The following is a 12891-nucleotide window of genomic DNA, read 5'->3' on the forward strand; positions in this document are numbered from 1 at the left end:
CGATTGCGGCGCGGCGCCGCAAGTGGGGATGCGCGTGCGGCTAGCGCGCGGCGACGCGTGCCGGCCCGTTCGGAAACCGCTCGAACATCGCCTCGGCGAGGCGCGTGGCGATCGCCTGGTCGCTCCAGCGCGAATCGCCCTCGCGCGTCGCGATCTCGGCCCGGCCTTCCCACAGGGGCGCGCCGGTAGCCTTGTCGAGGATGCGCGCTTCCATGCGGGTCGACACCAGCGCCTTGCGCGGTTTGGAGAGATCGACCGCGAGCGCCATGCCCATCGTCGATCCATAGGTGCCGGTTCCGACCATCATTTCGCCGCTCACCGGCTTGCGCTTGGTCTCCTCGGGCACCAGCACCTCGCGGCGGATGCGCAGTTCGGTCACCTGCCCGCTGTCGCCCTGCGATTGCGCCAGCGTATCATAGCCGGCCTTCACCAACTGATCGATCACCGCCGCTTCAAAGGGCGCCGTGCCCGCGACGTCATCGACCGCGCCGGTCAGCGTGGAAACCTGAACCGGCCCCCTGCCGAGCCGCGCAGCCCCGCCCTCAGCGGTGAACTGTGCGGCATCGACCTGCCCTTCGCGCGAGTCACGGCCGCTGCTCACGAGGGGTGCACGCGGCGAATCGATGCGCGAGCCGCCCCAGCGATCCGGGCTGCGACCCCATTGGGCGACGCCGGGCGACGCGACAGCAAGCAGGGAAGTGGCGGCGATCAGCCGGGCGAGGGGAGAGACGATCATCAATGTCCTCTTGCGCAGGGATTGTCCCGCGCCAGTCCACCCCACTGGCCCGGCATCGGCACGGGAACTTTATGGCACGGCGCCTTGCGCGCGCATGAATGAAAGGCGGTCGACCATCGACAGGAGAGTTTCCACGCGCGGCCGGACAGGCTAGGTGAAGCGCATGCCGACACAGACCGCGACCTCATCCGAGCCAACCACGCTGACGGACGACCCCTTCGCCCTCTTCGCCCAATGGATGGTCGACGCCCGGGCCAGCGAGCCCAATGATCCCGAGGCCATGGCGCTCTCGACCGTCGATGCGCAGGGCCGACCCTCCACCCGCATGGTCTTGCTCAAGGGCTATGGACCGGAAGGCTTCACCTTCTACACCAATTTCGAGAGCCGCAAGGCCGGGGAACTGCTCGCCCATCCGGAGGCGGCCCTGCTGTTCCACTGGAAGTCGCTGCGGCGCCAGATCCGGATCGAGGGACCGGTCGGCCCGGTCGATGCCGCCACGGCGGACGCCTATTTCGCCTCGCGTCCGCGCGTGTCGCAGATCGGCGCCTGGGCATCCGATCAGTCCCGGCCGCTGGATGCCCGCGAGACCTTCGAGGATCGCATCAGGGAGGTCGAGGCGCGCTTCGCCGGCGTCGACGTGCCCCGCCCGCCGCACTGGTCGGGCTTCCGCCTTGCCCCGCGCGCAATCGAGTTCTGGCTGGACCGGGCCTTCCGCCTCCACGAGCGTCGCCGCTACGAGGCGGACGGCGCGGGTCGCTGGGCCGCGCAGATGCTCTATCCATGAGGCATGGCCGGTGAGTGCGGCGACGCCTCCGGCGCGCGAGGATCATCTCGCCACGACCGGCGCGATCAATCGCAAGGCCGCGCTCGCCAGCGTCGCCGTGGCGCTCATTCTCGCGGCGGCCAAGAGCTGGGCCGTGCTGCGCACCGAGTCCATCGCCATGCTTGGCTCATTGGCGGACACCGGGCTGGATCTGGTTGCCAGCCTCGTCACGCTCTTCGCCGTCCGCCTCGCCGCGCGGCCGGCGGATTACGACCACCGGTTCGGCCATGGCAAGGCGGAGGCTCTGGCCGCATTGTTTCAGGTCTCGCTCATCAGCGTTGCGGCAGTCCTCATCATCCTGCGCTCGGTCGAGCGGTTCGGCAGTGCCGGCACGCCCACGGCGATCGAATATGGCATCGGCGTCTCCATCCTCGCCATCGTGCTGACCATCCTGCTCGTCAGCTATCAGGCGCGTGCGATCCGGGCGACGGGATCGGTCGCGATCAGCGCGGACAGCCTGCATTATCGCAGTGACCTGCTGCTCAATGGCTCGGTCATCCTGGCGCTGGTTCTGGAAACGGCGCTGCACCTGCGCGGCGCGGACGCGCTCTTCGGCCTCGGTATCGGCCTGTGGCTGGCGCTCAATGCGGGCCGGACGGCGATGCACGCCATTGGCGAGCTGATGGACAAGGAATGGCCGCTGGAAAAGCGCCAGCGCTTCCTCGACATTGCCGAGCGGCACCCCGCCCTGCACGGCATCCACGATCTGCGGACCCGCAGCAGCGGATCGCATGACATCGCCCAGTTCCACATCTGGCTCGACCCGCATATGTCGCTGAAACAGGCGCATGACGTGATGGAGGACATCACCCGCGACCTGACCGCCGACTTCCCCGGCCTGGAGCTGATCATCCACCCCGACCCCGCCGACCAGCCGGAAAGCGACCTGCTCACCCAGCAGGATGCCCGCACGGTGCTCGTCAACGAAGCCGCCGCGAGCGACAAGACGCCCGGGCCGGAGACGCCCGCCCCATGACGGCAGCGCCGATGATCCTCCCTTTCGTCCAGGTCGATGCCTTTGCGCATGCGCCGTTCACCGGCAACCCCGCCGCTGTCATGCCGCTGGATCACTGGCTGGCGGACGATGTGCTGCAGGCGATCGCGCAGGAGAATAACCTCGCGGAGACTGCCTTCGCCGTGCCGCTCCCGCCCGACGCCGGGGCGGACTATGACTTGCGCTGGTTCACGCCGACCGTGGAAGTCGCGCTGTGCGGCCACGCCACGCTGGCGAGCGGTCATGCCCTGATGGGCGCCGCGCGACAGAGCCTGCGCTTCCGCACACAGCAGGCCGGGGATCTGGTGGTCGAACGCGTGGCGGGCGGTGAAGGCGATACCTACCAGCTCGATCTGCCGGGCATGGCCATGACGCCGGCGGACCTTTCAGAAATCGCTGCCCTGCTCGGTAGCCCCGCGCCGCAGGAGACGCACGCCCGCGACGGCGGCTATCGCCTGCTCGTCTATACGGACGACGCGCAAGTGCGCGCGCTGCGCCCCGATTTCGCGGCGCTCGGCAAGCTCGGCAATTTGCTCATCATCGCCACCGCGCCGGGCGCCGAGACCGATATCGTCAGCCGCGCCTTCGTGCCGGGCGCAGGGATCGACGAAGACCCGGTGACCGGCTCGGCCCATTGCCTGCTCACGCCCTATTGGAGCGACCGGCTCGGCCGCGACCGCTTCACCGCCTATCAGGCCAGCGCGCGCGGCGGCTATGTCGACTGCGAACGCACCGGCGACCGCGTCATTCTCACCGGTCGATGCCGCACGGTGATCGAGGGGCAGTTTTTGCTTTCAGGGTGGTAAGCCGTCATGAGCAAGAGAGAACTGACGCAAAACGAACGTCGGCAGTTCCACTTGGGCTGCGCCGCCTTGCTCCTCATTCTGGCGTTCGGACTTGTGCGGTCAGCCGGCAGCGCAACGTGCGACACAACGACCTTTTATGAAAGTCTCTCGCCCGACGGTTGGACCGAAGCGCGCGTTCAAATGACAGACTGCGGCGCTTTGTCCGGCTTCTCCAGAGTCGTCTGGATACAGCCCCGCTGGCTTCCAACGGATCGGCTCTTCGCCTGTCGAGCCGTAGCGATCGATGGTCAACCAGCTGTTCGTCTGGAGTGGGCGCAGGCAACGCTGGTCGTCGCGACCGACGCACCGCGCGCAAGCGTCATCCACGCCAACGCCTCGTGCTACGGTTGGTCCGTTAAACTGGCAGCGCCACACTCCTGACCAGTCACGAAAACCGCCGAACCAGCCGCGCCATGGCTTCGCGCAGGGCGTCCATGTCTTCCTCGCGGGTGATGCCGAGGCGGACGATGACCAGTCGCTGCTCGGGCGAAACCAGCACGAACTGGCCGCGCTCGCCCACCGCCGCCATCACGCCGGCACCGGCCTGGCCCGGAAAGAGCGGTGAGGGGTCGCCACCCCGGTTGAGCCAGAGATGCCCGCCAAATGCGGCGTGAGCCGGCGATGGCGCCGTCATGAAATCGAACCACGGATCGGCGATGAGCTGGCGCCCCGCCACATGGCCGCGCTGGCGGATGAGTTCGCCGATTGTCGCATAGTCGCGCGCCGTCATATGCATCATCAACGCGCCCTCGAGCGTCCCGCGCGCATCAAATTCCGGCACGAAGTCCTTGAGCCCGAGCGGTTTCGCGAAGCGGGCATCGAGAAACCGCGCCATGGCGGCGCGCCGGGCGAGCGGATCATGGCTCGCGGTCAGCCTGTCGGTCATGATGCCGGTGAGGATCATGGTGCTGCCCGCGCTCGGGGCGAAGGTCGCGCCCGGGGCCTGCACCAGCGGCTTGGCCGCCGCGAACGCCGCCTGATCCGTGCTGCCCTCGCCGGCGAGCATGGCGAGCGTATCGCTCGGCTCGCCCGGTTGCCAATCCTCGCGATATTGCAGGCCACTGCTCATCTGCAGCAGGTGCCTCAAGCTGATCGCGGCGCGCGGATCGCCGGTCTGTCGCCAGGCGGCGACGGGCGCCGGATCGTCCAGCGCCAGCAGACCGTCGGAGACCATCATGCCGGCGATGAGACCGGTGACCGTGCGGGCAATCGACCAGCTCAGGAAGCGGCTCTGCGGCGTGAATCCATCGGCATAGCGCTCGGCGACGATCTCACCTCCGCGCATCACGATGAGCGCGCGTGTCTCGCCCACGTCTGCGCCATCGCCGGGATCGAACAGCGGGTCCACCGCCTCGCGCAGCGCCATGGCGGAGAGGCCGGGGCTATCCTTCAGCACGGCATAGCGGCTGGCCGGCACGTCCTGCGACGCACCCGCCCCGGCGAGCATCAGGCTGGCGGCGGTGACGCACAGCCAGCGGGAAAGGCTTTTGATCTTCATCGCGCGCGGTCTTATCACGCAGCGCGATGAAAGGGGATAATCAGATGTGGGGGCAGCGCGATCCTCTCAAGCGCAAGGCCATGATGAAGCGCGCGAGCGGCTGGCTCGCCCTGCTGCCGGTGGTTCTGGTCGCCTTCTGGGTCGCGGTGAGCTGGCCCGGCTGGCAGCGGGAGGCCGACCAGGCCGCCGGCCTCGCCGCGCGCCTGGGCTGCTCGTGCCGTTATGTCGAGAATCGCCCGCTCGAAAGCTGCCAGAGCGATCTCGCCGGCGTGCCGTGGATGGCGCTGGTGCGCTATGAGGATGCACCCGAGGCCCGGCGCCTGACCGCCAAGATACCCATGCTGGCCACGCGATCCGCGCGGCTCAAGCCCGGCTTCGGCTGCATGCCCGAGCGCTGAGGGCGGGGTGGACCGCTATGTCTCCCCTCCTCTTCAGAGGAGGGGCCGGGGGTGGTGGATGCGCCAGCATCGCAAAGTCAGTAAATAAACGCGAGGGTGCAACACCACCCCAACCCCTCCTCTAAAGAGGAGGGGCTAAATCGCCTCAATGCGCCCCACGCATTTTTTGCACGAGGTGCACCACCGCCGCCACCACCAAGCCGACGAGGAATCCGAACAGCGCCGCCAGCATCGCGCTGATGGTCCAGACGATCGCCGGCGCGTGGCTCACCGCTTCGGCAATGGCGTGTTGGCCATGGGGCAGCACCGCCAGCGGCGTGCCTTCCAGCCCGTGCAGAATGATCCCGCCGCCGACCCACAGCATCGCCACCATGCCGATCGATTCGAGCAGGCTCAGCACCCCCGGCATCATCCGCACCAGCCCGCGACCGACCCGCTGGACCAAAGGGCCACCGGTCTTGGCCAGATGCAGACCGATATCGTCGAGCTTCACGATCAACCCGACCACACCATAGACCGCGACGGTTACCAGCAGGCCGACGACGGCGAGGACCAGCGCCTGCGTGAGCAGCGGGCGGCTTGCCACGTCCGCCAGGGCAATCGCCATGATCTCGGCCGAGAGAATGAGGTCGGTGCGGATCGCGCCGGAGACTTTCGCCTTTTCCAGCGCCGCGGCGTCGCCATCGGCGGGGAGCATGTCCTCCTCCTGCGCATGGCCGCCCCGCAGCATCTCGATGATCTTCTCGGCCCCCTCGAAGGCGAGGAAGGTGCCGCCGACCATCAGCAGCGGCGTGATCGCTTGCGGCAGAAACGCACTGAGCAGGAGGGCGAGCGGCAAAAGGATGATGAGCTTGTTGCGAATGGACCCAAGCGCGATGCGCCAGATCATCGGCAACTCGCGCTGCGGCGAAAAGCCGGTGACGTAGGTCGGTGTCACGGCGGCATCGTCGACCACCACGCCAGCTGTCTTCACGCTGGCCCGGCCGGCAGCGGCCGTCACATCGTCGACGGATGCCGCGGCGAGGCGAGCGATGGCGGCGACGTCGTCAAGCAGGGCGGCGAGGCCGGAGGCCATAAGGATGCTCCTCGTCAGGATATTGCAGCCACCCTGCCTGATTGCCCGGCGGGCGGAAAGATCGGGCAACAGGTCAGGCGGCAGGCTCGGGCGGCAACGACCAGTCGATCGCCCCCCGCCCCTGCGCGGTGAGAAACGCATTGGCCCGCGAGAAGTGCCGGCAGCCGAAAAATCCGTTATGGGCCGAGAGCGGCGAGGGATGCGGCGCCTTCAGCACCAGATGCCGCCCCCCGGCGCTCACATCCTGCACGAACGCCGCTTTCTTCTGGGCGTATGCCCCCCAGAGCAGGAAGGCGACGGGCTTGTCCTGCGCGGCGACGGCAGCGATCACCGCATCCGTGAACCGCTCCCAGCCCTGATTGGCGTGGGCGCCGGCCTTCCCCATCTCGACGGTGAGCACGCTGTTGAGCAGCAGCACGCCCTGCTCCGCCCAATGGACGAGGTGACCATGACCGGGCGGGGTAAAGTCCACATCGGTCCGCAATTCCTTGAAGATGTTGACGAGGCTCGGCGGCGGCCGCACGCCCGGCTTCACAGAGAAGCACAGGCCATGCGCCTGCCCCGGCCCATGATAGGGATCCTGCCCGAGGATCACCACGCGGACATCCGGCAAAGGCGTGAGGGCGAGCGCGTTGAACCAGTCGCTGCCGCGCGGAAAGATCTGCGCGCCGGCCGCCTTGCGGGCCTGAAGAAAGGCCTTGAGCTGCGCCATGGAGGGCGCGGCGAACGCATCGACCAGCGCCGCCCGCCAGCTTTCATCGAGCGTGGCAGGGATGGAGGGCGGGGTTATGGCGGTGTCGGCATCGGCAGTCATCTGGCCGGCTTAGAGCATTTGCGGCGCCGGGCAAATCGGTCCGCATAGGCGCGAACGGCAGACAGCCCCTGCCGGTTGACACGCAAGGCGAGGAAACGCATGGGATTTTTCATGCGGATATGCATCAGGCATTTTTCCATCCGCCATCATGCGGGGCAGCTTCTCGCGGGCATCTAGCCCCGGGACCCGGTGCTGTGCGCGCCGGGCTCGGGGCCCTTTCGCCGAACCGCCGTGCGACGTTCCAGACGCGCACGCCCCCCCGCCGGAAAGTCCGCATGATGCCACGCCATTCCATCAAATTCCGCCACCCCGCTAAGGCCTGACCAGAGCACGCACGCCAGCCTTCACCGCGCGCTGAGTCCTGCTCGGCCCGGCAATGTTCGGTCGCTTCGTCTCTGTCTGCCCCACGCGCGCCCTGTCGGCGCCGTCCCGCCCCAGCCATCAAATTTAAGTCCAGAGAAGAAAGACCAAACATTGCTGAGAATTGACGATAAGCTTCGCCCGGTCCTGCATGACGTCATCCGCCGTAATGGCGGCGAGCCGGAATTTCATCAGGCGGTGACCGAGGTGCTGGAAAGCCTCGGCCGCGTCGTCGCAAAGCGGCCCCATTATCTGGACAATGCCCTGATCGAGCGGCTGTGCGAGCCCGAGCGGCAGATCATCTTCCGCGTGCCGTGGGTGGACGATAATGGCCAGGTGCAGATCAACCGGGGCTTCCGCGTCCAGTTCAACTCGGCACTCGGGCCCTACAAGGGCGGCATCCGCTTCCATCCCTCGGTCAATGTCGGCATCATCAAGTTTCTCGGCTTCGAGCAGACCTTCAAGAACGCCCTCACCGGCATGCCGATCGGCGGCGGCAAGGGCGGATCGGACTTCAACCCCCGCGGGCGCTCGCAGGGCGAGATCATGCGCTTCTGCCAGTCGTTCATGACCGAGTTGTTCCGGCATCTGGGCGAATATACCGACGTGCCGGCCGGGGATATCGGCGTGGGCGGGCGCGAGGTCGGCTATATGTTCGGCCAGTATAAGCGCCTCACCAACCGCTATGAGGCGGGCGTGCTGACCGGCAAGGCGCTGTTCCACGGCGGCTCGCGCGCCCGCACGGAGGCCACCGGCTATGGCGCGACCTACTTCGTCCAGCGGATGCTGGCGACCCGCAAGCAGAGCTTCGATGGCAAGCGCGTGACCGTGTCCGGCTCGGGCAATGTCGCCATCTACACCATGGAAAAGGTCATCGAGTTCGGCGGCATCATCGCGGCCTGCTCGGACTCGAACGGCTATGTGATGGACGAAGACGGCATCGACCTCGAACTGGTCAAGGAAGTGAAGCTCGTCCGCCGCGACCGGATTAGCGACTATGTGCGCCTCAAGGGCGGCAAGAGCCATTATGTCGAGGGCGGCTCGGTTTGGGATGTGCCCTGCGACATCGCCATGCCGTCCGCCACCCAGAACGAGCTGACCGGCAATGACGCCAAGACGCTGCTCAAAAATGGCGTCATCGCGGTGGGCGAAGGCGCCAACATGCCCTCCACCCCGGATGCCGTGCGGCTGTTTCAGGAAGCCGGCATCCTCTTCGCGCCCGGTAAGGCCGCCAACGCCGGCGGCGTCGCCACCTCCGCGCTGGAAATGCAGCAAAACGCCTCGCGCGACAGCTGGTCCTTCGAGAAGACGGAAAGCCGCCTCGCCTCGATCATGCACGACATCCACGACCGCTGCGCGGAAACCGCCGAGGAATATGGCGCCCCCGCCGATTATGTGCTGGGCGCCAACATCGCCGGCTTCGTCCGCGTGGCCGAGGCGATGGACGCGCTTGGGGTAATCTGACGCGGTGACGGAGGCTGCCGGCGAGACGGTGGCCTCCGGATGCGAATCAACTGGCCGGGACGATCTGGAAAATCTCGCCGTCGAAATCGATGATGAAGACGTTTCCGAGGGAATCCTTGCCGAAGGCGACGGGCTGATCAATCGTGCCCACGTCCGGCACAAAATCGGCATTGCGGTTCTCGAAACCCGTACCGTCCAGCAACGGCCCGTTCCGCAGCCGGTCGAACGGGACCGACCAGAGATTGCCGCTGACGAAATCGGCGAACAGATAATGACCATTGAGCGCGGGAATCGACTGCCGATAGACCACGCCGCCGATCACTGACCGGCCCTGAAACAGCCCCGTCCCGTGGCCATATTGCAATTTGGGCGCGGTCAGACTGACGTTCGACGGGACCGCGCCCTTATAGGGAAGCGTGCCTTCCAGATAGGGCCAGCCGAGATTGTACGGCCCCTCTGCAATCGGCAGCACATTGATCTCCTCGCGCTGATCCTGACCGACGTCGCCGATGATGATGGTCGAATCCTCAAGACCGCCACGGAAGGGATTGCGCAGGCCTGAGGCAAAGACGGTGGCTGGCGACCAAAACTGAACTGAGGCACCGGCATAGGGGTCCGGGCTGCGCGCCACACGCATGATCTTCCCGAGGCTCGACGCGTTGTTCTGGGCGTTATTATTGGGATCCCCCGCTCCGCCACCATCGCCGAGGCCGACATAGAGCACGCCGGCGGGACTATCTCCGCCGGGGCCAAAATCGACCCATCCCCCATTGTGATTGCTGAAATTGGGATGGGGGGCGGAAAAGACCGCGCTCCCCGCCGAGAATGTGCCATCGGATTGAGCGGCATGGCTGGTAAGCCAAATGGTGCCGACTGAGTCCGTCCAAAGCAGGAAGAGCGCGTGCGGATCGCTCGCATTGCCGAGACCGCTCCGCCCCACCGTCATACCGATGAGTCCGCGTTCGCCATCGGTCGAGAGATTGGGAAGGGTCAACGCCAGCGTGCGCGAGCCGTTGGTGGTGTCCAGCCGGTAGACGCGTCCGCCACGCTCGGCGACGTAGATAACGGAGGAACTGTCGGGGCTGCGATACAGCGCAATGGGCTGACTGAAGCCCTGCGCCACGCGGCGGACGGCAATGCCTTCCCGATCATTGGTGACCGTGATGCGGACATCCTGCTGGGCGCTCGTGCGCCCGTCACCGGCGTTGAGCGCCACCTCATAAACATTGTCACCATTGGCATCGCCCGGCGCGTCGAAGTTGGGCGGCGTGCGAAAGGCCAGATCTCCGGTGACGTTGATCGAGAACAGCGCTGCATCGGCACCGCCGGCGATGCTGATCGTGACGGGATCATTATCCGGATCGCTGGCGCGGGCGGCATAAGCAGCCGTGACGTTCTCGACGACCGAGACCGCGGCGGGCGACGTGAAAGCGGGCGCGCGATTGGACGACGGTGTGGGGGTTGGCGTGGGGGTTGGCGTGGGCGTTGGAGTGGCGGAGTCATCGCCACCGCATCCGGCCAGCGCGAGGATCATGCACGACAGGATAACCGACCGCATCACTCGCTCCTGCCTGTTCCTTCAGATGCCAGGAGATCGGCAATATGGCGCTAAGTCAAGGACAAGGCGGTGAAATGTGAGCCGGCGGGGGCGTGAAGATGCTGGGGAATGCCTGGACACAACAAAGGCCGCCGGAACACCGGCGGCCTTCGCATGTCCGATCGGATCAGCGCTGGTTCTGGCGTTGACCGCCGCCCTGCTGGTTCTGATCGTCCTGTCCGCCCTGCTGGCGACCGGATTTGTCCGTGTTGGACTGGTCCTGCTGGCCGCCTTGGCCGGGCTGGCGCTGCTGATCGTTCTGCTGGTTCTGGTTTGCCATGGTCCATCCTCTCTTGTCGCCCTTGATGGGCATGGGAGCGAAACGGATGGAAGAGCGGCCGGTGCCCGGCTTTGCGACGAATGCCGGAAAAGCGGACGAGTTGAAAGGAGCGTCGGACGGGCCGGCTAGGCCGTCAGCCGATCTGCTTCCAGGCCGATGCGATTTCCGCGATGAAGCCGTGGGCGCTCTCCATCAGGCTGGGATCATTGGCGACGGTCGCCTCCAGCGTCCGGCGGCGCGTCTCGCGGTAGATGGTCGCAAGGCTGATGGCGATCTCGCCGCCCTGATCGAAATCAAGGCTCGTCTCCAGCGCGTGGAGAATGGCGAGCGCGCGCGTCTGCCGGTCCAGGCATTTGTGGCGGTCGCCGGCCTTGAGCGCCAGTGCGGCGGTATCCAGCGCGAGCAGCAGCTCGTCGAAAAGGATGCGCACGAGCTGGTGCGGCGTGGCGCCCTCGACGCGGCTGCCGCTATCCACCGCCGCATAATGGCGGAGCGCGGCCATCGGCCTCATCGGATGCGAACCCATGTACATACAGCGTATCCCTTATTTGGTGTGTCCAGCGCCTGCGCCCGGACCGTTAGTCGTTGTTCTTGCTCCAGATCTTGACCTGCTGCTCAAGATAGGATTGCGTCGCCTGGAACTGCAGCAGGCGCGTCTGCATCTTCGCGTAGGTCGCGGTGAGCTGGGTGCTGTAGGTGCTGCGCTGATCGCCCAGCTTCTCCAGCTCCTTCTCCAGCGCGGCCTTCTGCTTCCCGTAAATGGCTGCGGAACTGGCGAGCGGACCTTCGCTGCCGTTCACATAATCGGTGATGTCCTTGAGCGCGCCGGCAATGCCAGGCTGCGTCGCGCTGGGCACGGCGGGATTGAGCATCTGGGTGACGCCTTCCGGATCCGCCGCCAGCGCTGCTTCGAGCCGCTTGGTATCCAGCATGAGCGTGCCGTTGCGCTCGGTGCGCACGCCCAGATCGCTCAGCGTGCGATAGGTGCCGCTATCGGTCAGGGGCTGGGAGACCAGGCCGGCGAGACGACGCGACAGATCCCGCACGCCAAAGTCGCCCGAGAGCAGGCCAGCCGTATCGCCCTGCGCGACCGTCGCGTCGTTGAGGGCGCCCTTGAGCTGATTATAGGCGGTGACGAACTCGCGAACGAGATCGCTCATAGTGCTGGTCGGCTGGTCTGTCGCGAGGGTGATCGTCTTGCCCGGCTCCGCCTTGTTGAGGTCGATCTGGATGTTGGGGATGGCGGTGGTGATCTTGTTCGAGCCGAACTCCATATCGACATTGTCGATGCGGATCAGCGCATTGGCGGCGACCTGGCTCTGCGTCATCGTCCCGGCGGCGCCATCCCAGACGAAGCGCTGGAGATTGGCATCCGCATCGGCCTCGGCGGTGAGCGTGAAGGCCTTGGCTGTGCCGGTCTCGCCCTTGAGAACGAGGCGCGCGCCGGACTGATCGGTCACGATCGAGGCCGTGACGCCCGCATTCGCGCCATTGATGGCCGAGGCAAGGTCAGCCAGCGTGCCGGTGCCGCCGACGGTGATCATCATCTCGGTGCTGCCCACGGTGAGCTTGAGCGTGCCGGTGCCAGCGACGGCGGCGCTGTCGGCCAGCGCGGCGGACTGGAGCACCTGCCCGGCGGCAAGCTGGCGCACCTCAAGCTGCGCCGGCAGGCCCTTGGGTACGCCGCCGGGAATGAGCGAGACCGCCGCGATGGTCGGATCATTGGAGACCGGATTGCCACGATAGCCGGTGCCCTGCAGCAGGTCGGTCAGGGCCTTGGAGAAGGTCTCGAGCGAGCTTTTGGCGGAGGCCAGCGCCGACACGCGGGCACTGGCGGTATCCAGCCGGGACTGGACGGCACTCTGGCGCGGCTGGAACGAGGCATTGGTGAGATCGGACACCATCTGGGTGATGTTGATCCCGGAGCCGATGCCCAGTGCGCTCGCAATATCCGTCGCCATATCCGTCGTCCTTTCAAGGCTTCAGAACGGCAGCGGAGGGCGCGGC

Annotated in this window: 13 protein-coding genes; 5 read left to right on the plus strand and 8 right to left on the minus strand. The window is 66.5% G+C overall.

Annotated features, from left to right (window positions below):
• Positions 1-40: 40 nt before the first annotated feature.
• On the minus strand, positions 41-736 hold the full coding sequence (locus M2343_RS12205; protein WP_264576873.1) for a DUF4136 domain-containing protein: 696 nt from the start codon (positions 734-736) through the stop codon (positions 41-43).
• Between the two features lie 163 nt (positions 737-899).
• Between M2343_RS12205 and pdxH the strand changes: the two genes are divergently transcribed.
• Genes pdxH through M2343_RS12220 form a run of 3 tightly spaced genes read left to right on the plus strand, consistent with a single transcriptional unit; the run spans position 900 to position 3359 of the window.
• Positions 900-1520 (plus strand): pyridoxamine 5'-phosphate oxidase, encoded by a 621-nt coding sequence (gene pdxH, locus M2343_RS12210; RefSeq protein WP_264576874.1) that lies wholly within the window; start codon positions 900-902, stop codon positions 1518-1520.
• A 10-nt stretch (positions 1521-1530) separates the two neighbouring features.
• The gene (locus M2343_RS12215) at positions 1531-2535 is read left to right on the plus strand and encodes a cation diffusion facilitator family transporter (RefSeq protein ID WP_264576875.1); all 1005 of its coding nucleotides are present in this window, start codon (positions 1531-1533) and stop codon (positions 2533-2535) included.
• Positions 2532-3359 carry a PhzF family phenazine biosynthesis protein gene (locus M2343_RS12220; RefSeq protein ID WP_264576876.1) on the plus strand — a complete coding sequence of 276 codons (828 nt, stop codon included), beginning with the start codon at positions 2532-2534 and terminating at the stop codon, positions 3357-3359. Before M2343_RS12215 ends, M2343_RS12220 begins: the two co-directional genes overlap by 4 nt.
• A gap of 424 nt (positions 3360-3783) precedes the next feature.
• Here the strand turns inward: M2343_RS12220 and M2343_RS12225 are convergent, their stop codons facing one another.
• Complete coding sequence (locus M2343_RS12225; RefSeq protein WP_264576877.1) at positions 3784-4896, minus strand: serine hydrolase domain-containing protein; 1113 nt, start codon at positions 4894-4896, stop codon at positions 3784-3786.
• Positions 4897-4940: 44 nt separating this feature from the next.
• On the opposite strand from M2343_RS12225, the gene M2343_RS12230 reads away from it, so the two are divergent.
• Positions 4941-5294: a hypothetical protein gene (locus tag M2343_RS12230; protein ID WP_264576878.1), complete on the plus strand. Its 354-nt coding sequence runs from the start codon at positions 4941-4943 to the stop codon at positions 5292-5294.
• Positions 5295-5439: 145 nt separating this feature from the next.
• Here the strand turns inward: M2343_RS12230 and M2343_RS12235 are convergent, their stop codons facing one another.
• On the minus strand, positions 5440-6369 hold the full coding sequence (locus M2343_RS12235) for a DUF808 domain-containing protein (RefSeq protein ID WP_264576879.1): 930 nt from the start codon (positions 6367-6369) through the stop codon (positions 5440-5442).
• Positions 6370-6442: 73 nt separating this feature from the next.
• The gene (gene ung / locus M2343_RS12240) at positions 6443-7183 is read right to left on the minus strand and encodes a uracil-DNA glycosylase (protein ID WP_264576880.1); all 741 of its coding nucleotides are present in this window, start codon (positions 7181-7183) and stop codon (positions 6443-6445) included.
• Positions 7184-7657: 474 nt separating this feature from the next.
• Between ung and gdhA the strand changes: the two genes are divergently transcribed.
• A complete protein-coding gene (gdhA, locus tag M2343_RS12245) occupies positions 7658-9007 on the plus strand; it encodes an NADP-specific glutamate dehydrogenase (RefSeq protein WP_264576881.1) in 1350 nt (449 codons plus the stop codon).
• A gap of 46 nt (positions 9008-9053) precedes the next feature.
• Here the strand turns inward: gdhA and M2343_RS12250 are convergent, their stop codons facing one another.
• The 4 genes from M2343_RS12250 to fliD all read right to left on the minus strand — a co-directional run bounded on the left by M2343_RS12250 (position 9054) and on the right by fliD (position 12845).
• A complete protein-coding gene (locus tag M2343_RS12250; protein ID WP_264576882.1) occupies positions 9054-10565 on the minus strand; it encodes a PQQ-dependent sugar dehydrogenase in 1512 nt (503 codons plus the stop codon).
• A 166-nt stretch (positions 10566-10731) separates the two neighbouring features.
• The gene (locus M2343_RS12255; RefSeq protein ID WP_264571511.1) at positions 10732-10884 is read right to left on the minus strand and encodes a hypothetical protein; all 153 of its coding nucleotides are present in this window, start codon (positions 10882-10884) and stop codon (positions 10732-10734) included.
• 133 nt (positions 10885-11017) lie between these two features.
• On the minus strand, positions 11018-11386 hold the full coding sequence (gene fliS / locus M2343_RS12260) for a flagellar export chaperone FliS (protein ID WP_264576883.1): 369 nt from the start codon (positions 11384-11386) through the stop codon (positions 11018-11020).
• Between the two features lie 76 nt (positions 11387-11462).
• On the minus strand, positions 11463-12845 hold the full coding sequence (gene fliD, locus M2343_RS12265) for a flagellar filament capping protein FliD (protein ID WP_264576884.1): 1383 nt from the start codon (positions 12843-12845) through the stop codon (positions 11463-11465).
• Positions 12846-12891: the final 46 nt, after the last annotated feature.

This window comes from Sphingobium sp. B8D3B (assembly GCF_025961875.1).
Taxonomy (GTDB): domain Bacteria; phylum Pseudomonadota; class Alphaproteobacteria; order Sphingomonadales; family Sphingomonadaceae; genus Sphingobium.